The sequence below is a fragment of the Bacillus sp. P4_E1 genome (assembly GCF_056401715.1).
Genome location: NZ_JBFUIV010000006.1, coordinates 125,245 through 151,012, shown reverse-complemented (window position 1 = coordinate 151,012; position 25,768 = coordinate 125,245). Strand labels below are relative to the sequence as shown.

Sequence of the window (25,768 nt, the reverse complement as noted above, 5' to 3'; positions counted from 1 at the left end):
CATTTTAATTAATTCTTCTTTAACATTTTCTCTTTTAAGAAATTATCTACAAAACCATTAGCTTTCGCAACAAATAAGTAAGCACCCATCGCTAATAATGCAAGTTCTAACTCAAATCCAGGATTTTTCCCGTCTCCTAACAAACCAGCTGACCATTTTACTTTCACAATCGCTCCAACCATAACAAGTGCAAATAATAAGCCAATATACCTTACGCCTAAACCTAGAATTAACAATAGACCTCCAACTAATTCAACTGTTGCTACACCGTATGCAAGTCCTCCTGGTAAACCAATGCTTGTAAACCACCCTGCAATATTGTCAATTCCTGATTGGAATTTTGTTAAACCGTGCATAAAGAACGTTACCCCTAACACGATACGAATAATTAAGTTACCAATATGTTGATTCATTTCTTTCTCTCCTTTATAGTTTTGTTATACAAAACTTTTATTTACATTACAAAACATACACTAATTATTTTTATTCGTCAATTCATTTTTCATGAGAAAAAATATTTTTTTTTTGCTATGATACAAATAGTTGTTTACAAAAAGGAGCATGATTTTATGAATATCGGTTCTGCGATTCGTGAAATTCGTCAACGTAGAGGAATTACGATTGCCCAAATTTGTGAAGGAACAGGTCTTTCTAAAGGCTTTATGAGTCAGGTTGAAAACAATAAAACATCACCATCTATCTCAACTTTAGAAATGATCGCTAATTTTTTAAATGTTCCCCTTCCATATTTATTGTTAGAACAAAAAGATCGTTTGAAAATTGTAAAAAAAGAAGAGCGTAAATACAGTGTGTATGGAAAAGATGAACAAAGAATTGAGCATGTTGCGGAGCAAGGTGGTCTCCGCCTATCTCTAGTAGAAATTTCTGCCGGATTCCCGAAAGAAAACTCACCAAATGCTCATGAAGGTGAAGAGTGTCATCTTGTATTACGCGGAAAACTAGAAGTTCAACATGGAGAAGATATTGCGATTGTAGAAGAAGGTGATTCTTTCTCTTGGAATGCATGCGTTCCTCATATTGTTCGCAATATAGGTGAAGAATCTGCATTATTACTTATCTCTAGTCATGCGGAAAATCGAAAACGTGTTTACTAAACGATAAAAAAGAAGCCTGTTTCGTAACAGGCTTCTTTTTTATTCCCTTATAATTCCATAACTCGTCCCAACTAGTACGGTCTTTTCATGTTGATTGCGATAAACTGACTCAATTGAAACTTTTTTATATCCTTCCATTTGCTCAATATTTGTTAAAGTTAATTCACAAGTAACCGTATCTCCTGTAAAAACTGGTCTAATAAACTCACTTACTAATTCCCTCGCTATGTAATGTAACTCTTCGCCTACTTTCGTCCCAATGCTAGCAGTCAATAAACCATGGACCATTAATCGTCCATTCTCATCATATTCCATATGATGTCTACCTTTATCGCCTGTAATATTTGCAAATTCAAAAACTTCTTCCTCGGTAAATCTTCTTTCGTATTTAAATATATCCCCAACTTTTACATTCATTTTTATCCCCCGTTTAATAAACTGAATTTTCTTTTATTTTATCACAAAATGAGTCTCAGTTCAGTTTATATTATTAAAATAGCAATCCTTTTTCTTTATTACCTTATAAGTTATCGATGCCCTTCCTTTTTTGCCACTTGATACCCATAGTACGCACATGTTCCATTTCTTGATAACTCTCTTACTTCAAAATCACAACTTCTATAAAAATCAAAATTGTTAGCGGACGTATGCGCAAACCAATCGCCATGCGGAAGCTTTTGTAAACAAAGAGCTACAAGTTTCTTACCTAACCCTTTCCCCCTATACTCACACTTCACAACTAAATTTACTATGTTAGCAACCATGATTTGATCAGAAATAACTCTAACCATCGCGACCATTTCTTCTTCATCCCAAATTGTGAAAGCCCATGTTGAATTTTCAAATGCAATCGTAAACTTTTCAATTTGCCAAGAAGGGATATTATCATTACTCCAGCCAGCATCTTCAAATAATGTCTTAATCGCATATGCTGGCACTCCATTCGTTCCTTCACGAATAATTAGTCCATTATGATAAATATACATGTAATCCCTCCCTTTATTTTTTATATACCATTCTCCAAAAAATGCAATTCACCTTTTTTCATCCAACCCGCTTAATGGAATAAACGAGAACATCCATCTCATGAAATGAAGTTGTTTTCTCATAACTAAGCCCTGTTTTTCTAGCAACAAATATTGAAGCTGGGTGGTTCGGATTAATAAGTGAAATTAATTTATTCATTTGTAATGCTTGAAAACCATAGTCTCGAAATGCCGCCGCAGCCTCTTTCGCATACCCTTTCCCCCAATACTTAGGAAGTAGCCAATAGCCAATCTCAATTTCCTCTTTTCCATCTACCTTCTGCTTGACAAGTCCTGCATGACCAATTCTTATCCCTGTTTCCTTTTCAATCATTACAAATAAACCGAGACCATTTTTATAATTTGGAAGTACCCTCTCCTCCAAACTTTTTTTACATTGCATAAATGTTTTTAACGTTCCATTTCCAATATAGCGCATTACCTTCTCATCCCCCCATAAAGAAGCATAAAATGGTAAATCATCCATTGTATATTTGCGAAATTGTAAGCGATCTGTATGGAACACTCTTTTATTCACTCCCATCATTTTGAACCTCATTACATAACAACATATTTCAAACTACGTAAGTGTTGAATAATTCATATCAAGAAAGTTACCAAAAAGAAAGAAAATTCAATCTTATAAAAGTGTATTATATCAAAAAAAAGCAGTAGACAAAAGAGTGTCTACTGCATCCATATCATAACTAGTATAAAGAAAACTACAATTGAGGGGGTGTAGGATTTTCAAATATACTAGATACTTATCCCGTTCTAACGGGCGGTAAACCTTCCAATCCTTTGAGTGGAAAGTTTACCGCACATAAGAACTTTGCGGTCATTAAGAAAGCACTGTTAAGTACTCAAATACACGCTGAGCTTTTTCTCCACCCATTCGTGCATGTTGAAGAAGAGAGATGCCATGTGGGCCAGATGCACGTAATGCCTCTGGTTGTGCTACTAAAATGGCTTGTACGACTTCAAGTTCACCCAGCATAGCTGCTGCAAAAATATCCATCCGAGCTCCCTTTTCCAGTAAATAAAGAGCAATATCTTTACGGCCTACATGGGCCGCTGCTCCTAAGGCACTTTCCCAATCTGAGCCACCCCAATTATAAGAAGCATGAAGTAAGCTTGGTGATTCGGCCAAAAGCTCCTGTACTCTTTCTAGATCTCCGTGAGCTGCCATAACAAATTCCCTTACTAACTCAGTGGTAATACGCTCGTCTGTTTGCATCTCTCTTCTCCCTTTTCACAAATTCGTTTCGGTGTAAAAAATGGCTTGTCACTCCCTTGGAATATATCAACTTCAATTCCAAATACACGCTGAAACATTTGATGACATAGTACTTCTTCTGGTACGCCATCATACTGAATCTTCCCTTGTTTTAATACGAGTAAACGATCGCTATATTGAGCCGCTTGATTAATATCATGTAAAACCATTACAATCGTCATACCAAACTCTTCGTTTAATCGTTTAACAAGTTCCATTACTTCTAACTGATGGACGATATCTAAAAAGGTTGTTGGTTCATCTAATAGTAAGACATTTGTGCGTTGTGCAAGCGTCATTGCAATCCAAGCACGTTGCCTTTCTCCTCCTGATAAGGATTGTAAAAGACGATATTCATACCCTTCAAGCTTTGTAACAGACAATGCCCAATCAACAATTTCTTCATCTTCTTTATTTAAGCGACTACTCCATGATTTATGAGGACCTCTTCCGAACTCTATTAGTTCTTTCACTGTTAAATCTAATTGATGATCGTGCATTTGTGGTAACATCGCTAATTGCTTCGCTACATCTGCACTCTTCATCGTATAAATATTTTCCCCATCTAAAATGATGTCTCCTTCGCTTTGTTTAAGTAGCCGTGCTATTAAACGAAGCAAAGTAGATTTCCCCGATCCATTCGGACCGATTAAACTAACGATTTCTCCAGCTTTAATATGTACATTCATATTTTGCATTTGAAATCTTTCAGAATGTGCGTAAAACACTTTGTTAACGGAAATCACGTTGTTTTCCTCCTCTATGGATTAAATATAAGAAGAACGGACCACCTAAGAAGGACAATAAAATACCAACAGGCAATTCGATTGGATCGAACCAACTTCGAGCTATCGCATCCGCAAAAACAAGTAATATCCCACCGCCAAGGCATGATAATGGCAGTAAATATTTATAGTCATTTCCAACTAATAAACGTAACATATGCGGTACAACAAGACCGACAAATCCAATAAGACCAGAAACACTAACTGCTATTCCAGCTAACATTGTACTTACTACTATTAAATAAAACCGACTTCTTTCCACGTTATATCCTAATAATTTTGCCATTTCATCCCCAAGCATTAATACTCGAATATGTTTAATACCGAAGAAAGCTAATATAATAGCGAATATCGCATAGTAAATAATCATATTTAAATGTGCCCAACTAACACCACCAATACCACCAGCTAACCACGGTAAAACTGATTGTACTTTGTCGCTATGTAATAACATTAGCGCTGAAGTCGCTGCACCAATTAAGGCGTTTATTGAAACACCTACTAATACAATTCGTGAAGGTGGCGCCCCCTTTTGCCATGATAGTGCGTAAATGACCATTGCTGTAATAAAAGCTCCTAAAAACGCTCCTAGTGGTAAGAATGCCATATGTTGAGGAAATAAAATCATGATTATAATTGCTACAAGACCTGCTCCTGATGAAACTCCGATAATTCCAGGATCTGCAAGAGGATTTCTCATAACCCCTTGCAATAATGCTCCTGATGCAGCTAAACACGTTCCTACTATAAAACCAACGAGCACTCTCGGTATACGAAGATCCCATACAATTCGATGAACTGTCGAACCTTCATCTTGTATACCTTCTATAATGTCTCGTAAAGAAAAAGATAAGCTCCCTGCAAAAAGGCCATAAAAAAGACCTAGAACAGTTAATACGACTAAAGTAACTGTTATTATCCACCTTTTTCTCGCAAAAGGATGTTCCTTTTCTCTTACTATTTCACTACTCTCCATACTTATCATTTCCTTACATCTTGTATACTTTTATACATAAAGTCCATCGCTTCTGTAACTTTCGTCCCAGGATTTGATCCAAATAAATCTGGTGGTAAAATAACTACACGATTTTGTTTTACTGCATCTAAATTTTTCCATGCTTCATTTTTCATCATTTCGCCTTCAAATGCTTTTTTCACACTATTGGGATCTCCATGTGTAATTAAATAAATCACATCTGGATTTGCTTCAATAATACGTTCTACACTTAGCTGTGCATATTGCGGATACTCTTTCATTTCTGGAAAACTAGCTGCGATATTTTTCCCGCCTGTTTTTTCTAAAATATCCCCTGATAGAGATGTTGGTAATGCTGCTAAATAAGTGCCTGGTGCTCCATAAACTAGCAACGCTTTAACATCACTCTTTTTCTCATATTTCTTCATTTGATCATTAATTTTTTGGTTAAGCTCTTTTGCTTTATCTTCTTTCTTCATTACTGTTCCATACATTTCAATACCCTTTTGAATATCTTTTACAGAGTTGGCTGAAGAAATGATTACTTTTGTTCCTTGTCCTTCGACCGTTGGAATGTTCTTTTGGAATCCATTGTTAGCAACAAGTACATCCGGTTTTAAACTAGCAATTTGCTCAAAATTCGGTTGATGTGCATTCCCGATTACTTGTGCTTTCTTTAATTCCTCTGGGAGAGTTAATTTTGTATCAGGACGACCTACTATTTTTCCACCTAAAGCATGAATAATATCCATGTCTCCCATACTCAACGTAGCAAAACTTTCAGGAACTTTATTGAATGTTATCTTTCTGTCTGAGAGATCGGTAATTTCGATTTTGTCTGTTCCTTTGTCTGTTTTTGTTGCGGATGCTTTTTCGTTTTCTTTTGCACTGCAACCTATTAATAAGAAAAAAATAGATAAGATCGCTGTGAACAGCGTAATAGATTTGTTCATTCTTTCACCTCTAATTGATAATAATAATCATTAACTACTATTCTACTTTAATTGATAAGGATTATCATTGTCAATATGAAACGCATACATTTTCTACAAAAATGAAAAAACGCTACAAAAAGATTTCTTCTTTTCGTAGCGCCCTATTTAACAATTTTCTTCATATTCGCTCTCCTCTAATTGATCACGCATCGTTCTAACACGCTTAAAGAAGAAAAAAGCAAGAACTAAAAATACAATAATACTCCCCATCATAACAAAAGACTGTACCATACTTTTTATTCCACTTGGAATTAATAAACCGATCATTAAAAATGTACTTATAGCTAAAAGTACTTGTGCAAACCGGGTATAATCTGCTATTTTTTCTTGTAATTCTTTCATCTGCTTATCACTCCCATCCTCACTTTATCACATTCTATCAAGCTTAAAGACAAGTAAATAGAACCAATCTGGGAGATGTTTTCCAAAGTAAAAAAGAGCCGCTTACTCGCGGCTCTTTTTTATCTATTATACGCCTTTATATGCTTCCATATAGATTTCTTTCAGCTCTGAAATGAGCGGTAATTTTGGATTAGCTGTTGTACATTGATCTTCAAAAGCTCTTTCTGCTAATAATCCAACAACCCCTTCAAATTGGTCTTTAGCAACTCCTTGTCCTGCAATACTCATATTTATATTTAAGCTTTTTCCAAGCTCAATAATTGCTTGGACGAGTGATTCCACACCTTCCGCTGTTGAGCTTGCTGGAAGCCCGAGCATTCTCGCAATATGTGCATAGCGTTCATCAGCCACAAAGTGCTCATATTTTGGGAACAATGCGTGTTTTCTTGGCTTAATAGCATTATAGCGAACTACGTGCGGCATAAGAATTGCATTCGCACGTCCATGCGGAATATGGAATTCCGGTCCAATTTTATGTGCTAAACTATGATTAATACCTAGGAAAGCATTTGCAAATGCCATCCCTGCGATTGCGGAAGCATTATGCATTTTTTCTCGTGCTTCTTCATCATTTCCATTTTTATATGCTCTCGGTAAATATTTAAATACGAGATCAATTGCTTTTAATGCTAAACCATCCGTATAGTCATTTGCCAGAACAGACACATACGCTTCAATTGCATGTGTTAATACGTCCATACCAGTATCTGCCGTCACATGAGGTGGTACTGTCATTACAAATTGCGGATCAACAATCGCTACATCTGGTGTTAATTCATAATCCGCAAGCGGGTATTTAATATTATTTTTCTTATCTGTAATAACCGCAAATGGCGTCACTTCTGATCCCGTCCCTGATGTTGTTGGAATGGCAACAAATTGTGCTTTATTTCCCAAGTTCGGATACTTACATGTACGTTTTCTTATATCCAAAAACTTCTGTTTTATTCCATAGAATGTCGTTTCTGGGTGCTCATAGAATAACCACATCCCTTTTGCTGCATCCATAGCTGAACCGCCACCAAGCGCGATAATTACATCTGGTTTAAAGCTTTTCATCATGTCCGCACCTTTAAATACAGTTTCATCTGATGGATCTGGCTCAACTTCAAAGAAAACTTCAACTTTCACATCATTTGCATGCTTACGTAAATAGTGCGTAACTGTATCTACATAACCGTGCTCAACCATCCCTGGATCCGTTACAATAAATGCGCGGGAAATGTTAGGCATGTTTGCTAAATATGCTGTCGCATGTTTTTCAAAATAAATTTTGGGTGGTAATTTGAACCACTGCATATTCTTTTTTCTATTTGCCAACCTTTTTATATTTAATAAATGAGTCGCCGTTACGTTTTGGGAAACTGAGTTTTTCCCGTAGGAGCCACAACCAAGCGTAAGTGATGGAATAAATCCATTATATATATCACCAATTCCACCTTGTGATGAAGGTGCATTTACAATGAGACGGCAGGCTTTCATACGTAACCCAAATTGTTTTTGTACTTCTTTATTTGTAGAATGGATAACCGCTGAATGCCCTAGGCCACCAAGCTCTAACATTTCTTCGCAATATGTAAATCCTTCTTCTAATGAATTTGCTTTTACACAAGCTAACACTGGGCTCAGTTTCTCACGAGATAGTGGATACGCTGCTCCGATGCCTTTAATTTCAGCTACAAGCATTTTTGTATGTTCAGGTACAGTAATTCCCACTAATTCAGCAATATACTGTGCTGATTTCCCAACAATATCACTATTTACTGCACATGTATTTTCATTAATAACAAGCTTTTCTAATTTCTTTCTCTCTTCCTCTGTTACAAAATAACAATTACTTGCAATCATTTCTGCTTTAACATCATTATAGATTTCCTTATCTACAATGATGGCTTGTTCTGACGCACAAATCATACCGTTATCAAATGTTTTCGATAAAATCAAATCATTAACAGCACGTTTTACATGTGCCGATTTCTCTATATAACATGGTACATTACCTGGCCCTACACCTAGCGCGGGTTTACCAGTAGAATAAGCCGATTTCACCATACCAGCCCCTCCAGTTGCTAGAACGAGTGCGACACCATCATGGTTCATTAATTGTTTCGTTGCTTCCACAGAAGGTCTTTCAATCCATTGAATACAATGCTTTGGTGCACCAGCTTTCACTGCTGCATCATATACTGTTTTTGCCGCTGCAACGGAACAGTTTTGTGCAGAAGGATGAAATGCGAAAATAATTGGATTTCTCGTTTTTATCGCGATTAATGCTTTAAACATTGTTGTCGATGTTGGGTTTGTTACTGGCGTTACCCCAGCTACTACACCGACAGGTTCTGCGATTTCTATTATTTCTTCATGAGGATCTTCATGAATAATTCCTACCGTTTTATCTTTCTTTATACTATGCCAAATATATTCAGTGGCAAAAATATTTTTAATGCATTTATCTTCATATACGCCACGGCCCGTTTCTTCAACAGCCAACTTCGCAAGCGGCATATGTTGATCGACACCCGCAAGCGCCATTTCATGAACAATGTTGTCAATTTGCTCTTGTGTAAAACTTTCTAATGCTTGTAAAGCTTTTTGACCGTTATCTACTAACGTATCAATCATCTCTTTTACCTCTTGCATTTCATTTACAACTTTCTCTTTGACTACCATGTAAATTTCCTCCTATTCTGCTATCTTGGACTTCATAAGTCCCTATAGGTCATAAAAAGTCCCGATTAGCGTAAAAAAATAGAGTTACCTTCCTACATGAATCCCATCGATTGTGAAATATTTCACAAGTTTGTTCGTGAATAACATTTCATGAATTCAATATACATGAAATCATTTCATTTGTGTATGTCTAATTTGTGAAACATTTCACAAATTGATATAATAAAAATGCACTGCTCTATATTAGCAGTGCATTTTTACTATGCTAGTGCTTGTGCCAAATCTTCAATTAAATCTTCTCCATCTTCAATACCAACAGAGATTCGAATTAATGTATCTGTAATTCCTAATTCTTTACGGCGATCTGCTGGGATTGATGCATGTGTCATTTGTGATGGAATGGAAATTAAACTTTCTACTGCTCCTAAGCTTTCAGCAAGTGTAAAGTACTGTAACTTCTCAAGTACTCTATTTAATGTTTCTTCACTATCTACATCGAATGAGATGATTGCACCAAATCCGTTCGCCTGTTCTTTTGCTAATTCATGATTTTGATGTGATTCAAGACCTGGATAATATACTTTATTTACTTTCGGATGGTTATTTAAAAACTCAGCAATTGCGCGTGAATTTATTTCATGCTCCTCCATACGAATTCCTAATGTTTTTAAACCACGAAGTAGTAAGAAGCTGTCTTGTGGTCCAAGAATACCTCCTGTTGAGTTTTGTACGAAATGAAGGTCTTCTGCTAGTTGCGGGCTATTTACAGCTACTAGGCCTGCAACTACATCACTATGCCCACCTAAATATTTCGTTGCACTATGAAGTACAATGTCTGCTCCTAAAGAAATTGGCGACTGCCAATATGGCGTCATGAATGTGTTATCAATAATTGTTAATACATCGTTCTCTTTAGCAAGAGCGGATATTTTCTTAATATCAGTAATTTTCAGTAATGGATTCGTTGGTGTTTCCACATAAATCGCTTTCGTATTTGGGCGAATTGCTTCTACAACTTCCTCTAGGTTTGTTGTATCTACAAATGTATGCTCAATGCCGAAACGGTTTAGTACTTTTGTAATAACGCGATACGTACCGCCATAAACATCATCTGTTAAAATGACGTGATCTCCTTTTGAGAATAGCATAATAGTTGCTGTAATAGCTGCCATCCCTGAACCAAATGCAAATCCAGCATGACCATTTTCTAACACTGCAATCATTTCTTCTAAAGCTGAACGAGTTGGATTACCTGTTCGTGAATATTCATATCCTTGATGCTTACCAACTGCTTCTTGTTTGTACGTACTCGTTTGATATATCGGCACGTTTACAGATCCAGTTGAAGGTTCTCCTATGCGAATACCATGAATTAACTTTGTCTTTGCTCTCATTTTTTATTCCCATCCTTTGTATATGTCTTTACTTAAATAGCGCTCACTGCTATCCGGAAAAATCGTTACAATATTTGTACCTGGTGCTGCGTTTTCTGCCTCAAGTAAGCTTGCATGAAATGCCGCTCCTGAAGAGCTTCCAACGAGAAGGCCTTCCTTTTGCGCCAATTCTTTTACACGTAAAAATGCATTTCGATCAGAAATCGTATGAATTTCATCAAAATAAGATGTTTTTAAAAATGGTGGAATGAATTCAAGACCAATCCCTTCTGTTTCATGTGAACCAGCTTTACCGCCATTTAAAATAGATCCTTCTGGTTCTACAATAACCGTTTTAATATCAATATTTTTTTCTTTTAAATAAGACGCAGTTCCCATAAACGTACCGCCAGTTCCTGCCCCTGCAACAAATATATTAATCTCTCCATTCAGCGCATCCCAAAGTTCAGGACCTAATGTTTTGAAATAAGCACGAGGGTTTGCTTCATTCGCAAACTGACTTGGAGAGTATGAATTCGGTATTTCATTTACTAATTCTTTTGCCTTTGCAATTGCGCCGGTCATTCCTTGCTCAGTCGGTGTATGCACGACCGTTGCACCTAGTGCTTTCATTATTTCTTGTTTTTCAATACTAAATTTCTCTGGTACACAAACAATAACGCGTAAATCATGTTCTAACGCTGCAAGTGCCAGTCCAATGCCGGTATTTCCAGCCGTCGGTTCAATAATTGTTCCGCCCTCTGCAACAAGCCCTTTTTCTAGTGCATCTTCGATTAATTCTCTTCCTAAACGATCCTTAACGCTTCCGCCTGGGTTGTAAAATTCAAGCTTTGCAAATAAACGGACTCCTTTCGGAAGTGAAAAACGAGTAATTTCCACGATTGGTGTATGACCAATCAACTCATGAACTCCACGATATACATTCATCGTGTTCTCCCCCTTATTTGCCAATAAAGAAAAGGCAACTGTATGTATTTTCTTTATATGAGACAGTTGCCTTTTTGTTACATTACTTTAACTCTTCTAGTACTTTTACGATAAAGTTTGTAGAATGAAGAGCTGCTTGATCTAAAAATTGATCAAATGAAACATTTGATTCTTTACCCGCAATATCAGAAAGTGCACGAATAATAACAAACGGAACTTCATATTGGTGGCATACTTGCGCAACAGCTGCTGCTTCCATTTCTACTGCATAAAGGTCCTCAAATTTATCACGAATTGCTGCAACGCGGTTCGGATCACTCATAAATGAATCACCTGTTGCAATCATACCTTTTACAACTTGAATATTTTCTTCTGCCTGCATACATTTCTCAGCTAATGCAACTAATGCCTCATCAGCTTTAAATCCAGGTGGCATTCCTGGCACTTGACCATATTCGTAGTTAAATGCTGTTACATCTACGTCATGGTGACGAACTTCTGTTGAAATAACTACATCACCAACATTTAGAGAGTGATGGAATCCACCAGCTGAACCAGTATTAATTACTTTTTCAGGCTTATATTTTTCTAATAAAATTGTCGTTGACATCGCTGCATTTACTTTACCAATACCAGACTTTAGCAAGATTACTTCATGTCCTGCCAATAGCCCTTTCGTAAATTCACAACCTGCAACAGTTTCTGTTTCTGCTCGTTCTAGTTTGTCACGTAAAATACGTACTTCTTCTTCCATTGCTCCAATTACAGCAATTCTCAATCTAATCCCTCTTTCTATTGCTTAGTTGCCTCCATTACCCAAACGAAATGATTTAATCTCGTAAACGTTACGTGGAAGCCATTGTTTTCAAAAATAGATTGCATGATCGGAATACGTGTATAGTATTCTGTTTGCAAATCGTTTGCTAACTGATGAAAACCTCTTTGTTTTGCTACTTCGACAGTTTTATCATATGCATCTTGATCTGCAAATATCGTATCAGCAAACACTATTTTACCACCTTTGTTTAGCAATTGACTATACTTCGCAATTGCTACGTCTTTTTCTTCATCTATTAAATGATGAAATGCGTAAGTGCTCACAATAGTATCGATTGAATTTGGGACTTCAAATGAAAGAAAATCACCCTCTGTAATTGAAAACTCTTTTGGTAATTTCTCTTTTGCAATAGTACGCATTTCGCGTGACGGTTCTATACCGTAAACTGTGCGACCAGCAAGTAATAATTTATTTGTTAAATTGCCAGTACCAACACCGAATTCTAATACGTTGCCAAATGACTTGTTAACTACATCCTCTAAAATGTCCTCATAATGGGCGAAAACTTCTTTATATTGTATATCTTCGCCTTGTACAAATGAGTCGTACGTATGAGCCCATTCATCAAATAAACCATTAAATTCTGTTCCCATAAAAATTCCCCTTTTTCTTATCGGTTTTATCAGTATGATATTCTCTCTTTCTAAAAATGTCAATTGAAATGTACGTAGTATTTCCTTCTTTTCTTTGTTACACTATAGGTGATTATCATAGGAGAGGGGGCATCTTCGTGTCATTTACCTTTGAAATGTTAGAAGATAAAGTAGAATTTTTCGAGGCTGCAAACTTAGTTTCTCTAGAAAAAAAAATTAACGAACAAATTGATAATAATAAAGCACTTATGCTCGAAGTTCATCATATTTCTCACCAAATGATTATGGATCCTGAAAGCAAAAGACCTTATTATAGTGCGGTTGTTCATTTTAAATTAAAGAAATTACGCTAACTAAAAAAAGAGAGGCTCTTAAGAGCCTCTCTTTTTTTAGTTTAGAGTTTGAACGAGTACTGGTTTCCAGCCCTCATTGTCTACCCAATCAATATTTACATAATATTTTTTACCTGATTGTTTATCTTGTACGTTACCGTAAGCTTTATTCTTACCGTTATTTCCAATTCTATGGATAACTAATTGATTTACTGGAACGTCAATTGCAGCTGAAATCGCTTGATTCATCTCATTCCAATCTGCTGTACCTTTTTTAAACGTCATCGCAGGTGTTGCACCTTGCTCTGTACCTACTGGCTTCCAAGAAGATTTCGTATAAGCATCTGTTGCCTGTGACTGTGTTTTTTCAGCTGGTGCTTTCTCGTTAGCTTTCGCTTCTTCTTCAGCTTTTTTCTTTTCTTCCTCAGCCTTTTGCTTCTCTTCTTCTTCCTTCTTCTTAGCCTCTGTCTTATCTTGCTCATTCTTCTTCGGCTCTTCTTTACCTTTAGCTTTCTCAGCTTTATTCTCTTTTGTTGTTTGCTGAGCTACCTTTTTATCATTAGAAGACGCTTGCTCTTTTGTGTCAGGAACAAACAATTGATATGCTACAATAGCTACTGCTACTAATACAATAGCGATTGCAATATTTAAAACACCGTTTTGACGACGTTTTTGTTGTTTCTGTTGGAATCTAGATCCTCCTGCCATTCTTCAAACCTCCATGCAGTTTTTCATACTTGCTATTGTAACATTAAATCTAGAAAGGTTGAACATTTACAATAATATTTTCACGAAATGAAAACATTTCATAAATAATTGCAAGATTACTTTTCAATTTCTAATTGATGGATTGCCTCTACCATTTCTGCAAAAACTGGTGTGACTACATTTTCATTACTATCTGTTTCTATATCAACTACAACTAAAGCATATCTTGGGTTTTCATATGGAAAATAACCTGCAAACCAGCGATTCACCCTCTCTCCTTTTCCTGTTTGTGCCGTCCCAGATTTTCCAGCGACAGTTAGTGGCAACGAACGGAATACGGTTCCCGTTCCTTTCTCCATCGTTACAACGGCTCTTAACAACTGTTGTAATTTTTTCATCGTTTCATAAGAAAGCTGTTTCCCATTTAATTTATGATTTTCAAATGTAAAAAAGTCGGTTCCATTTTTATACACTATTTTTTTCACAGCTTTCACTTCCATCTTCTCTCCACCTCTAGCAATTGTCGCCATCATATTCGCTATAGCTAGAGGTGACACACGTACATCTTTTTGTCCGACCATCGTTTGAGCAATCGCTTTTCTACTATCTTTATTTTCTTCGCTTTCCCAAATAATAGCACTCTTTTCTTCTGGCAATTGCTCAAATTCTGGTGTATGAAATACTGAACCTTTCCAACCTACCTTCTCACTTGCTCCTAAGGCCTCTAAATACGTTTCTAATACTCCCCTATCCTTTTGCATTAGTTCATCACCTAATACGGCAAACGTTCGATTACAGCTTCTAGCAAAGCTTTCCTTAAAGTTTAATGACCCCATCATAACTTGCGGAAGATTTTCACCGTATAAATCCGTATTACAGTTAAATGTACGATTAAACCGCACCAAATTCTCATCAATTACTGCTGCTGCAACTACTGTTTTAAAAACAGACCCCGGAAAATGAGGAGTTAACATTTGATTTTCAAGTGTAGATTTATATATCCTCCTATCATTCATCTGTAAAGAAGGCCTACTTACCATTGCTAAAACTTCACTATTCTTTATGTCTAGTAATACTAACCCACCTTTTTTTATTCCGTTTTCATCTATAATCTTCTCTGCTCGTCGTTGCAACGTTTTATGTATTGTTGTTTGAATAGTAACTGGATAAAATGGATTTCCTGGTGAAGTGTATTTCGCCTGCTTCCCAAAAATCGGTTCTCCTTGTCGATCCACTTGATATAGTACTTTCGCTTCTCCATCAGTCAGTAAAAATTCATCAAATGATTGTTGCAATCCAGAAATACCAATTGGCGTTTGTTTCGAAGTTTTTTTCATTTCTCCATAACGCTTTTGAAATTCCTGTTCATTCTCTCCCACATCACCAATTAAATGATTTGCCTCCCCCATTTGCTTCAGTCGAACTTCTGCTGCTACAATACCTAAAATATCTAATTGATTTACCTTCTTCATCTGCTCGAGCGTTAATTGAAATGGGGTATTCTCCTTTCGTAATATAAATGCTTGATTCTTATTTTTCATTTGCAGTCTTATCTCTTGTCTCGACACACCAATGATATGCGCAATTTTCTCTAACATGTCATTTTTTATTTGTAAAAACGGAAAAACAATTAAGACTGGATATTTCTCTTCACCAATTTCCTTACCATTTCGATCTGTAAAATGCCCTCTTCCATTATCTACTGTAAGTGATTGTGTTCGTTGCGTAACACTTTTTTCAATCAGATTGATATTTCGGTCAGTAAATGATTCCGTATCTATAATCTGTATTTGGATTAAACGACAAAGTAATAAAAAAATCACACCCATAAAACAAATTAAAACAATTATAATTCTCCGTTTCATTTTCATAAAAAACACCTCGTCTATTGTAGTTTAGACGAGGTGTTTCACCTTTTATACAAATAAAAAATCACTCGTTTTTACACGAGTGATTTTTTACGTTATTTTACAGAGATAATCTCTACTTGCATTTCTCCACCTGGTGTTTGGATTGCTACCTTCTCACCAATTTGCTTACCTAATAAGCTTTTTGCGATTGGAGAATCGTTAGAAATTCTTCCTTCAAATGGATCGGCTTCTGCGCTACCTACGATTATGTACGCTTCTTCGTCTCCACCTGGTAACTCTTTAAATATTACTGTTTTACCTAATGTTACAACTGTAGACTCTTCACCATTGTCTTCAATGATAACCGCATTACGAATCATGTTTTCAAGTTGTGTAATACGTCCTTCTACGAATGCTTGCTCATCTTTCGCTGCATCATACTCAGAGTTCTCTGAAAGATCTCCGAAGCTACGTGCGATCTTAATACGCTCTACAACTTCTTTACGTCTTACTGTTTTTAATTGTTCAACTTCGTTCTCTAGTTTTTGCTTACCCTCTTGCGTCATAGGGTATGTTTTTTCTGTTGCCATGTTTTCCACTCCTTTTATATACCAATCCCCCGAAAAAAAGAGGAGTTCCATATGAAAACTCCTCCGCTTATATAGCGGAGGTTTCTAGCACACGTAGCACTAGTGGAGTTGTCACATACAACCCCTTATTCTCCAATTCTTCCTTATATAAAGAAGGTATGTATGGAAAGTTGATATAAATATGCCCTCACCTATTGGTAGGTGAGGTTTCATGTTTCATTGTATTCGATAAGAAGGGAAAAAATCCCTTCCTATCGTATATCTTTTACTATGCTATTACAAATTTACTTTTTGTTCAAGAATTGTTGCAATTTTTGTCACCATAATATCAATTGCAACATGATTTTGTCCACCTTCAGGGATAATAATATCCGCAAATTTCTTAGAAGGCTCAATAAATTGATTATGCATTGGACGTACAACGTTTACGTATTGGTCGATAACTGAATCCATTGTACGACCGCGCTCTTCAATATCGCGCTGCATGCGGCGTAAAATACGAAGGTCTGCATCTGTATCAACGAACACCTTAATATCCATTAACTCACAAAGACGTGGGTCTTCTAAAATAAGAATTCCTTCTAAAATAATTACATCTTTCGGCTCAACTGGAATAATTTTTTCTGAACGCGTATGCAATGTATAGTCATATATAGGCTTTTCCACTTGCTCATATGCAAGCAACTGCTGCAAATGGTCAATTAACAAATCATTATCAAACGCTAAAGGATGATCGTAATTTGTTTTTAAACGTTCTTCCATTGGTAAATGGCTTTGATCTTTGTAATAATAATCTTGCTCCAAGATTAAAATGGAATGACCTTTAAAATGGTCAAAAATCGCTTTCGTTACACTTGTTTTTCCTGATCCTGAACCACCAGCGATTCCAATTACAACAGGCTTATTCGTCCCCATTCGACTACCACTCTTTCTTATTGAAGTATGTTTTTGCGCATCATATTATTCACATACACTGGTTGATCCACTTTGAATTTCACGATTTGCAACGGATGTCTCGCTGCATCTAATTCGTTTCCATCCTCATCCCAAATTTTCTCCACCGTTTGCGTAAAGTTTTCTATTTCTGGCCCAAAGAACTCCACTTCATGTCCTGGTTTGAAGTGATTACGTTGCTCAAGCGTTACGATGCCCGTTTCTTCATTATAATCTAACACTAAACCAGCAAAATCATACGTTGTTTTCTTACTATGATTTCCAAACATTTGCTCTTGATGTCCTGGAACCCCTTCAAAGAATGCAGGAGCTGTATCACGATTTGCACATTTATCAAGTTCATCTAACCATTCTTGTTTAAACTCAAAGTTATCCGGATCCGCACAATACGCATCAATTACTTTACGATATACAGTTGCTACAGTCGCTACGTAATGGATAGATTTCATACGTCCTTCAACTTTTAAGCTATCAATTCCAATTTCAATCATTTTCGGAATTGATAAGATTAAATTTAAATCTTTTGGGCTCATCGCAAAGTGAGCATCTTCTTCTTGGAATAGAGGAAGCTCTTTTGCATCTTTATGTTGTGATACCGTTTGAACTAAATCATAATCCCAGCGGCAAGATTGACAACAACCACCACGGTTAGAGTCACGCGCTGTCATATGGTTACTTAATGTACATCTCCCTGAATACGCGATACACATTGCACCATGGACGAATGCTTCAATTTCAACATCAACTTTTTCTTTAATTTCTTTCATTTCTTCATAGCTTGCTTCACGAGCTAATACAAGACGATGTAAACCTTCTTCTTTCCAATACTGTGCTGCTTTCCAGTTGGATAGTGATTGTTGTGTACTTAAATGCACCTCAACAGAAGGCGCCACACGTTTACATGTCTCAATAATAAGCGGATCGGCAACGATAATTCCCGTTACGCCAGCTTTTTCAATCCCTTTTAAATATTCCTCTAGCCCATCCATATTTTCATTATGTGCAAAAATATTTGTTGTTACGTATATTTTTGCTCCATATTTCTTTGCAAATTCAACGCCTTCTGCCATGTCTTCCAGCGTAAAGTTACCTGCATTAGAACGAAGACCAAATTCTTGTCCACCTAAATATACAGCATCTGCCCCATAATGGATAGCTACTTTTAATTTTTCTAAGTTACCCGCAGGGATTAACAGTTCAGGTTTTTTCACAATAACGCGTTTGCCATCGATCACTCGTGAAATTTCTTGTACAGCCATTTCCTACACCCTCCTCGTTTAGTAAACCGTTTCTTTAAAGAAAAATCCTGTATCTAACGGACGATTTACCGGTTGTATTTCTTCTATCTCTTTAAATAAATCATCTTTCACGTCATAATACGCATCACGATCTTCTACACATAAATCAATCGCCTTACGATATTTCTTCGTTACCTCAATAATGTACTCAGAACTTTTTAGGACACCATCAATTTTTAAGCTATCGACTTCAGCATCGATTAGTTCCTCTAACTCATCGATGAAACAAATATCATTCGGACTCATAATGTGAGTACCATTTTCATCTTCATAAATTGGATATTTGTTATTACGTTCCGGGTCGTATAAGAACATATTCTCTTCATACTTTTTCTTTTCGATGTCGAGATTACGCCCTTGATACTCAAAGTAGTTTCCTACTAGTGAACGCTTCGATTGGAACATGCAAGTCATACCGTGAATTTGTACTTCAAGTTCCACTTCAGCATTTTCTTTTAATTCAGCAATTTCATCTAAGCTAAGCTCACGAGCTAATACAGCGCGTTTCGCTCCTCTTTGCCCCCAATAGTTACAAGTAAACCAGTTTGTTGCTGTCGTTTCTGTATTCCAGTGAAGTTGCATATTTGGTGCAACTTCACGAACAGCCATTAATACCGCTGGATCTCCGAAAACAATCGCATCTACATTTACCTCATTTAAAAAGGAAACATAGTCCGTTAATTCTTCTACTTTATCATTGTGGAACATCGCATTCATTGCAACGTATACTTTCACACCATTTTCATGCGCAATGTTTACAGCTTGTTTCACATCTTCACGTGAAAACTCTCCTGCCAAACGTAAACCAAACTTTTGTTCACCAACCATTACTGCATCTGCCCCTGCTTTCGCAAGAGGTTCAATATCCGCCACCGCTCTAGGCGTTACTAACAATTCAGGTTTCTTCATACTTTTGTCACCCTCTCTTTTTACTTACAGCCACTCCATCGCCAATTGGGAAAATCGTTGTATCATATCCTTCATGATTCATAAGCCATTCATTGTACGTCTTAATACGACGAATCAAACCACGGGTACGTCTATTTTCAATTTTCTCTTTTGTCGTCACAAGACCATGGTACATAACGTTATCTGAAATAATAACGCCACCAGGATTTAATAACGGTTCGTATAAGTCAAAAAAGCGACGATACTGCCCTTTCGCTGCATCAATAAAAATAACATCAAATGTTCCATGTTCTTTCACTTGTTCGCCCGTTTCTAAAGCATCACCGTAAATAACAGAAATACGGTCTGTTACCGAGGAACATTCTATATATTCAAGTGCCTTTTCATATCGTTCACGATTGCGTTCTACTGTCACAATGCGAGAGTTCGGAATAGCTTGCATCATACGAATACTAGAATAACCGATTGCTGTTCCAAGTTCTAAAATACTTTCCGGTCCAATTAAACGTAAAAATTGCAGCATAAATTCCATTCCAAGTCGATCCATAATCGGCACATGGTTTTCAGTTGCATACTCTTCCATTTCAAGAATTAATTTATCTTTTGGATCAATAAATGATAATAGGTACTCGTTAACTGCATCCTCCATAATTGGTCCTCCTTATTTACATGGAGAAGTGCCTCTATGACGCGTCAACCTTTGTCTTTTCACACATAGAATGCAATAAAAATACAAGCCAGTTTCACCCTTAGCTTGTACGTCCCGTTTTGATATTAAAAACGATTCTTCTGCCAGTTTTTAACCCGATATATTTTACCACAAAAAAGAGGGATATGCGACCCTTTTCGCTATCCCTCCCCATTTCACTGTTTTTTCGTAATGTATTTTTGCTTTAATGCATTATGTTCTTCTAATGTTTTCGCATAATACACTTCACCACTTGGTGCAGCTAAGAAATAATAATAATCTGTTTGCGCAGGATCTAACGCTGCTTCCACTGAATGTTTACCAGAGTTTGCAATCGGTCCAACCGGCAACCCTTTCACAACATACGTATTGTACGGTGAGTTTACTTTCAAGTCTTCGTATAATACACGTTGTTTATGCTTTCCAAGCGCGTATAATACCGTCGGATCCGTTTGAAGCGGCATGCCTTTCGCTAGACGATTATAGAAAACACTAGAGATTTTTTGGCGATCAGTAAAGCCAGTAGCCTCTTCTTCAATAAGTGAAGACAACGTGAGAAGTTGATGAACATCCCAGTTCTTCGCTTTCATTTTCGCCTCATTTTGAACAATAATTGCATTTGTTTTCTCAAGCATCGGGATTACAATTTCTTCTAATTTCGTATCCTTTTTATAGAAAGAATACGTTGCTGGATATAAGTATCCTTCTAGTGGATATTTAATGTTGCTATCAAAAATTTTATCTGTTAATAGCTTCGGATACTTTTGCTGCATTTTTTGAATAAATGCTTTATCGTTTAATTGACGCACAACATCATCTTTATTCCACTTTAATTCTGCCGCAATCACTTCAGCAATTTCAGTTACTTGCGCCCCTTCTTTAATCGTCACTTTATAAAGAGCCGGACGATGCACGTTGCCAGATGACATTTGTTCAATGACATCGTTAGCACTCATCGAAGGATTTAATAAATATGTACCTGCTTGTAAGCTTTTCGACTTAAATTTCGTATAAAAACTAAAAACTGTACTGCTTTTCACAGCACCTTTTTCTTCTAAAATCTCACCGATTTTACTTGTAGATGACCCCTTTGGAATCTCTACCTCAATCTCTTTTTTATTTCCACTATCAACTGGCCCTAATGCAGATGAAATATACGCATAGACTGATCCACAAACTAAAAGCAGTGCGATAATCGAAATTAAAAAAATGCGTCTACGCTTCTTCTTCACTTGATTCTCTACCAAAATTCTTCCTCCTTATTTAATTGTAGACCGTATACACTTCCTCTATACAATGCCCTACAAACATAAAGCAAAACCAATCATTTCTAAATAATCGGTGACAGCTACTTATTTAAAGCCTTTTTTCATACAACCCGTCTTATTATACTATAAACAATTAAGTAGTTTCGACAAAAAATCTGTCATTTTGCATATGAATACAAAAAAGGCGAACTGTGTACACAGTTCGCCTTTTTATCCATTACTATTCTTCTTCTTGCTCATCAGCAAGAGTGTTAAACATTTCTTGTACCATTTCCCACTCTTCTTCAGATTCAATTGAAAGTAATGTTCCGCCCTCTTCTTCACTTTGCTCATATGCCATTGCATCGAAGATTTGGTCTCCATCTTCGTCTACTTCACCGATTGGAGAGAAGACTACGTAAGATTTTTTGCCGAATTTTTCAGCATCAAAAGTGAAAATAATTTCACATAAATGTTCGTTTCCTTTTTCGTCTACAATTGTAATTTGATTTTCTTCCATTTTGGTCACCTCTTATTTACTATCTAAAAATCCTTGTAAGATCACGACTGCAGCCATCTTATCGATTACCTGTTTTCGCTTCTTACGGCTCACATCAGCTGAAATGAGCAGACGTTCCGCTGCCATCGTCGACAAACGCTCGTCCCACATTACAACTTCTAATTGTAACAGATTTCGCAGGTTTTCTGCAAATTGCTGGCACGCTTCACCACGAGGGCCGATTGTACCATTCATATTTTTAGGTAAACCTACTACTATTTTGTCCACATTGTACTGTTTTACCAACTCAGAAATACGGTCAAAACCAAAGTGGCCTCGTTCTTCGTTAATCCTGATTGTTTCCAGCCCTTGTGCTGTCCAGCCCATTTCATCGCTCATTGCAACACCGACTGTTTTAGTACCAACATCTAAACCTAATATCCGCATAAACTACTCCTCACGATGATGTTTCAAGTAAGACTTCACAAGCTCTTCAATTATCTCATCACGTTCAAGCTTGCGAACGATGCTTCGTGCATCTTTATGGCGAGGTATGTATGCTGGATCTCCACTTAATAAATAACCGACGATTTGGTTAATCGGATTATAACCTTTTTCTTGAAGTGCATCATACACAGTTAAAAGTACATCATTTACATGGACACTCTGTTTTTCATCTTGAATGCTAAACTTCATTGTCTTATCAAAACCGTCCATTTCAAGCACCTCACTTGTAAGTAGTAAGTATAGGGAGAAGAACTTCTCCTCTCCCTACCATTGTACACTACTATCTCTTTATTTTGAAACAGATTTAACGTACTCTTGTACAAACGCTAAAGCTTCCTCTACTTGCGCTGGGTTTTTACCGCCTGCTTGTGCCATATCAGGACGGCCACCACCGCCGCCTCCACAACGAGAAGCGACTTCTTTCACAAGTTTACCCGCATGGTAACCTTGACTAATTAAATCTTTCGTTACGCCAGCTAAAATGTTTACCTTATCGTCATTTACAGACGCTAATACAACAACTGCAGACTCTAATTTATTTTTAAGGTCATCCATCATTGTACGTAAGTTGTTCATATCTGCAACATTTACTTTCGCCGCTAATACGTTCACGCCATCAACTGTCATTACTGAATCAGTTAAGTTTCCTGCTTCGATATTGCTTAATTTCGCAGCAAGAGATTCGTTTTCTTTTTGAAGTTGTTTTACTTCAGTAAATAAACCATCAACTCTTGTTAAAATATCTTTTGGATTTGTTTTCATTTTTCCTGCTGCTTCTTTTAATAAACCTACTTGATCGTTCATTAATTCGTATGCAGACTTACCAGTTACCGCCTCAATACGACGAGTTCCTGCACCGATACCAGACTCAGCAACGATTTTGAAAATACCAATAGAAGCTGTGTTATCAACGTGACAACCACCGCAAAGCTCTAAGCTGTAATCGCCTACTTGCACAACGCGTACAACATCGCCGTATTTTTCACCGAATAATGCCATTGCGCCCATTTCTTTCGCTTCTTCGATTGCTTTTTGAGAAATCGCAACATCAATACTTTCCCAAATTTTTTCGTTTACGATACGCTCAATTTTTTCTAATTCATCAGCTTGTACTTGACCGAAGTGAGAGAAGTCAAAACGTAAACGTTCAGATGTTACAAGAGAACCAGCTTGGTTAACATGCGTTCCAAGTATATCTTTTAATGCTTGGTGTAGTAAGTGAGTTGCTGTATGGTTTTTCACAACGCTACTACGGTTTTTCGTATCGATAAGAGCTTTTACAGCCGCTTCTTTCGTTAATGTACCCTCTTCAACAACAACTTTGTGTAAGTTTTGACCATTTGGTGCTTTTTGTACGTCTTTTACAACAACTTTCACGCCGTCAGCAAGAAGATAACCACGGTCTGCAATTTGCCCACCGCTCTCAGCGTAGAATGGCGTTACATCAAGCATTAATTGTCCTTCTTCACCTGCTTGTAAGCTATCTGTATACTCACCATTTTTCACAAGTGCAACAACGTTACTTTCTGTTGCAACTGTACCGTAACCAACGAATTCGCTCGCTACTTTAACTTCACCAAGTACACCGCCTTGAACTTGCATAGAATCAACGTCTTGACGAGCAGCACGTGCACGCTCACGTTGTTTCTCCATTTCATTTTCAAAGCCCGCTTGATCAACTGTCATACCAGCTTCTTCTGCATATTCTTCTGTTAATTCAATTGGGAAACCGTACGTGTCGTATAGGCGGAACGCATCTACGCCAGAAATAACAGTTGTTTTTTCTTCTTTCGCTTTTGCAATTACTTCAGCTAAAATTGATTCACCATCATGAAGTGTTTCATGGAAACGCTCTTCTTCATTCTTCACAACTTTTGCGATGAAATCTTTCTTTTCAAGTACTTCTGGATAGAAGTCTTTCATTACTTCTCCAACAACCGGTACTAATTCAAACATGAACGGACGGTTGATGTTTAATTTCTTAGAATAACGAACAGCACGGCGTAATAAACGACGTAATACATAACCACGGCCTTCGTTAGATGGAAGAGCACCGTCACCAACAGCGAATGTTACTGTACGGATATGGTCAGCAATTACTTTAAACGCCATATCTTTTTCTAAATCGCCATTACGATATTTCTCACCAGAAATTGATTCTGTTGCACCAATCATCGGCATGAATAGGTCTGTATCAAAGTTTGTAGGTACATCTTGAACGATAGATGTCATACGCTCTAGACCCATTCCTGTATCGATGTTTTTCTTAGGAAGTGGCGTATATGAACCGTCTGGATTATGGTTAAATTGAGAGAATACAAGGTTCCATACTTCTAAGTAACGCTCGTTTTCTCCGCCCGGATATAATTCTGGGTCACTAAAGTCATTACCGTAAGATTCACCGCGGTCATAGAAAATTTCTGTATTCGGTCCACTTGGTCCTTCACCGATATCCCAGAAGTTTTCTTCTAAACGGATGATGCGTTCTTTTGGAACACCCATTTTCTCATTCCAAATTGTGAATGCTTCTTCATCTTCCGGATGAATTGTAACAGATAGTAATTCTTTATCGAATCCGATCCATTTGTCGCTCGTTAGAAATTCCCAAGCCCAAGTAATTGCTTCTTCTTTGAAGTAATCACCGATTGAGAAGTTCCCTAACATTTCAAAGAATGTATGGTGACGAGCCGTTTTCCCAACGTTTTCAATATCGTTTGTACGAATTGATTTTTGTGCATTTGTAATACGTGGATTTTGTGGGATTACACGACCATCAAAATATTTCTTTAATGTCGCTACACCACTATTAATCCATAACAGAGATGGATCTTCATGAGGAACTAGTGATGCACTTGGTTCTACTGCATGTCCTTTTTCTTGGAAAAAGTCTAAAAACATTTGACGAATTTGTGCGCCTGTTAGTTGTTTCATTGTATTTTCCTCCTTAAATATAAAAAACTCCCGCCCCTAATAAAAGGGACGAGAGTTAACTCGCGATACCACCCTAATTATGAATTGATTATTATAACAATCAATTCATCACCTCATGGTGCCGTAACGTGGCAAGACGGCAGTGGTTAGCTGCTCTCAGGATTAGCTTTCTGTTACCCTTCATTTAAAGCTTCTTTCAGCCATTGGAAGCTTCTCTCTATAAATGGACTGTAACGTACTTGTTCCGTCATTGATTTAA

Annotated in this window: 28 protein-coding genes and 1 other annotated feature (1 of these 29 cut by a window edge); of the genes, 2 read left to right on the top strand and 26 right to left on the bottom strand. The window is 37.0% G+C overall.

The genetic code is table 11. The features are described 5' to 3' along the window. Positions 1-8 precede the first annotated feature (8 nt). A complete protein-coding gene (locus tag AC1DS7_RS10830) occupies positions 9-413 on the bottom strand; it encodes a DoxX family protein (protein WP_002015248.1) in 405 nt (134 codons plus the stop codon). A 156-nt stretch (positions 414-569) separates the two neighbouring features. On the opposite strand from AC1DS7_RS10830, the gene AC1DS7_RS10825 reads away from it, so the two are divergent. Beyond that, positions 570-1,115, top strand: a complete 546-nt coding sequence (locus AC1DS7_RS10825) for a helix-turn-helix domain-containing protein (RefSeq protein ID WP_002015249.1) — start codon at positions 570-572, stop codon at positions 1,113-1,115. A 39-nt stretch (positions 1,116-1,154) separates the two neighbouring features. Here the strand turns inward: AC1DS7_RS10825 and AC1DS7_RS10820 are convergent, their stop codons facing one another. From AC1DS7_RS10820 to AC1DS7_RS10760, 13 genes are all read right to left on the bottom strand, one after another. After that, on the bottom strand, positions 1,155-1,532 hold the full coding sequence (locus tag AC1DS7_RS10820) for a hotdog family protein (RefSeq protein WP_002015250.1): 378 nt from the start codon (positions 1,530-1,532) through the stop codon (positions 1,155-1,157). A 110-nt stretch (positions 1,533-1,642) separates the two neighbouring features. Continuing rightward, a complete protein-coding gene (locus tag AC1DS7_RS10815; protein WP_002015252.1) occupies positions 1,643-2,101 on the bottom strand; it encodes a GNAT family N-acetyltransferase in 459 nt (152 codons plus the stop codon). A 58-nt stretch (positions 2,102-2,159) separates the two neighbouring features. After that, the gene (locus AC1DS7_RS10810; RefSeq protein WP_002015253.1) at positions 2,160-2,687 is read right to left on the bottom strand and encodes a GNAT family N-acetyltransferase; all 528 of its coding nucleotides are present in this window, start codon (positions 2,685-2,687) and stop codon (positions 2,160-2,162) included. Positions 2,688-2,981: 294 nt separating this feature from the next. Beyond that, a complete protein-coding gene (locus AC1DS7_RS10805) occupies positions 2,982-3,377 on the bottom strand; it encodes an ankyrin repeat domain-containing protein (protein ID WP_002129192.1) in 396 nt (131 codons plus the stop codon). Then, entirely contained in the window at positions 3,344-4,162 is an 819-nt protein-coding gene (locus AC1DS7_RS10800) for an ABC transporter ATP-binding protein (RefSeq protein WP_002129193.1), read from the bottom strand. The genes AC1DS7_RS10805 and AC1DS7_RS10800 overlap by 34 nt, the downstream gene beginning before the upstream one ends. Then, the gene (locus AC1DS7_RS10795; protein ID WP_002015259.1) at positions 4,149-5,177 is read right to left on the bottom strand and encodes a FecCD family ABC transporter permease; all 1,029 of its coding nucleotides are present in this window, start codon (positions 5,175-5,177) and stop codon (positions 4,149-4,151) included. Before AC1DS7_RS10795 ends, AC1DS7_RS10800 begins: the two co-directional genes overlap by 14 nt. 5 nt (positions 5,178-5,182) lie before the next feature. After that, complete coding sequence (locus AC1DS7_RS10790) at positions 5,183-6,130, bottom strand: ABC transporter substrate-binding protein (RefSeq protein WP_002015260.1); 948 nt, start codon at positions 6,128-6,130, stop codon at positions 5,183-5,185. 147 nt (positions 6,131-6,277) lie between these two features. Next, complete coding sequence (locus tag AC1DS7_RS10785; RefSeq protein WP_002034123.1) at positions 6,278-6,514, bottom strand: YrhC family protein; 237 nt, start codon at positions 6,512-6,514, stop codon at positions 6,278-6,280. 126 nt (positions 6,515-6,640) lie between these two features. After that, positions 6,641-9,244 (bottom strand): bifunctional acetaldehyde-CoA/alcohol dehydrogenase, encoded by a 2,604-nt coding sequence (adhE, locus tag AC1DS7_RS10780; RefSeq protein WP_215588506.1) that lies wholly within the window; start codon positions 9,242-9,244, stop codon positions 6,641-6,643. A gap of 260 nt (positions 9,245-9,504) precedes the next feature. Further along, on the bottom strand, positions 9,505-10,638 hold the full coding sequence (locus AC1DS7_RS10775; protein ID WP_098635921.1) for a bifunctional cystathionine gamma-lyase/homocysteine desulfhydrase: 1,134 nt from the start codon (positions 10,636-10,638) through the stop codon (positions 9,505-9,507). Between the two features lie 3 nt (positions 10,639-10,641). Beyond that, positions 10,642-11,565, bottom strand: a complete 924-nt coding sequence (locus AC1DS7_RS10770) for an O-acetylserine dependent cystathionine beta-synthase (protein WP_016100595.1) — start codon at positions 11,563-11,565, stop codon at positions 10,642-10,644. Positions 11,566-11,647: 82 nt separating this feature from the next. After that, a complete protein-coding gene (gene mtnN / locus AC1DS7_RS10765) occupies positions 11,648-12,343 on the bottom strand; it encodes a 5'-methylthioadenosine/S-adenosylhomocysteine nucleosidase (protein WP_002143209.1) in 696 nt (231 codons plus the stop codon). Positions 12,344-12,357: 14 nt separating this feature from the next. Next, positions 12,358-12,996, bottom strand: a complete 639-nt coding sequence (locus tag AC1DS7_RS10760) for a class I SAM-dependent DNA methyltransferase (RefSeq protein ID WP_002015267.1) — start codon at positions 12,994-12,996, stop codon at positions 12,358-12,360. A 137-nt stretch (positions 12,997-13,133) separates the two neighbouring features. Here AC1DS7_RS10760 and AC1DS7_RS10755 point away from each other — a divergent pair, with 137 nt between their 5' ends. Next, positions 13,134-13,349, top strand: coding sequence for a YrzA family protein (locus AC1DS7_RS10755; protein WP_002015268.1), 216 nt, complete (start codon positions 13,134-13,136; stop codon positions 13,347-13,349). 36 nt (positions 13,350-13,385) lie between these two features. Here AC1DS7_RS10755 and AC1DS7_RS10750 read toward each other — a convergent pair whose 3' ends face one another. The 12 genes from AC1DS7_RS10750 to alaS all read right to left on the bottom strand — a co-directional run bounded on the left by AC1DS7_RS10750 (position 13,386) and on the right by alaS (position 25,509). Continuing rightward, positions 13,386-14,036 (bottom strand): YrrS family protein, encoded by a 651-nt coding sequence (locus AC1DS7_RS10750; RefSeq protein WP_002138429.1) that lies wholly within the window; start codon positions 14,034-14,036, stop codon positions 13,386-13,388. Between the two features lie 116 nt (positions 14,037-14,152). Next, positions 14,153-15,907 (bottom strand): peptidoglycan D,D-transpeptidase FtsI family protein, encoded by a 1,755-nt coding sequence (locus tag AC1DS7_RS10745; protein ID WP_476998972.1) that lies wholly within the window; start codon positions 15,905-15,907, stop codon positions 14,153-14,155. A 92-nt stretch (positions 15,908-15,999) separates the two neighbouring features. Continuing rightward, on the bottom strand, positions 16,000-16,476 hold the full coding sequence (greA, locus tag AC1DS7_RS10740) for a transcription elongation factor GreA (RefSeq protein WP_078213491.1): 477 nt from the start codon (positions 16,474-16,476) through the stop codon (positions 16,000-16,002). Between the two features lie 276 nt (positions 16,477-16,752). After that, entirely contained in the window at positions 16,753-17,391 is a 639-nt protein-coding gene (gene udk / locus AC1DS7_RS10735) for a uridine kinase (protein WP_002015274.1), read from the bottom strand. A gap of 17 nt (positions 17,392-17,408) precedes the next feature. After that, positions 17,409-18,689: a peptidase U32 family protein gene (locus AC1DS7_RS10730; RefSeq protein WP_002143215.1), complete on the bottom strand. Its 1,281-nt coding sequence runs from the start codon at positions 18,687-18,689 to the stop codon at positions 17,409-17,411. Positions 18,690-18,707: 18 nt separating this feature from the next. Beyond that, complete coding sequence (locus tag AC1DS7_RS10725) at positions 18,708-19,637, bottom strand: peptidase U32 family protein (RefSeq protein ID WP_002143217.1); 930 nt, start codon at positions 19,635-19,637, stop codon at positions 18,708-18,710. A 7-nt stretch (positions 19,638-19,644) separates the two neighbouring features. Next, the gene (locus tag AC1DS7_RS10720; RefSeq protein ID WP_002034114.1) at positions 19,645-20,286 is read right to left on the bottom strand and encodes an O-methyltransferase; all 642 of its coding nucleotides are present in this window, start codon (positions 20,284-20,286) and stop codon (positions 19,645-19,647) included. Between the two features lie 215 nt (positions 20,287-20,501). After that, positions 20,502-21,572, bottom strand: coding sequence for an endolytic transglycosylase MltG (gene mltG, locus AC1DS7_RS10715; protein WP_002015278.1), 1,071 nt, complete (start codon positions 21,570-21,572; stop codon positions 20,502-20,504). Between the two features lie 241 nt (positions 21,573-21,813). Next, positions 21,814-22,092, bottom strand: a complete 279-nt coding sequence (locus AC1DS7_RS10710; RefSeq protein ID WP_002034112.1) for a DUF1292 domain-containing protein — start codon at positions 22,090-22,092, stop codon at positions 21,814-21,816. 12 nt (positions 22,093-22,104) lie between these two features. Further along, positions 22,105-22,518 (bottom strand): Holliday junction resolvase RuvX, encoded by a 414-nt coding sequence (gene ruvX, locus AC1DS7_RS10705; protein ID WP_001221204.1) that lies wholly within the window; start codon positions 22,516-22,518, stop codon positions 22,105-22,107. A gap of 3 nt (positions 22,519-22,521) precedes the next feature. Then, positions 22,522-22,788, bottom strand: coding sequence for an IreB family regulatory phosphoprotein (locus tag AC1DS7_RS10700; protein WP_000348591.1), 267 nt, complete (start codon positions 22,786-22,788; stop codon positions 22,522-22,524). Positions 22,789-22,866: 78 nt separating this feature from the next. Beyond that, the gene (gene alaS, locus AC1DS7_RS10695) at positions 22,867-25,509 is read right to left on the bottom strand and encodes an alanine--tRNA ligase (RefSeq protein WP_002015283.1); all 2,643 of its coding nucleotides are present in this window, start codon (positions 25,507-25,509) and stop codon (positions 22,867-22,869) included. Positions 25,510-25,550: 41 nt separating this feature from the next. Beyond that, positions 25,551-25,768 (bottom strand) — a binding site (T-box leader) (it continues 1 nt past the right edge of the window).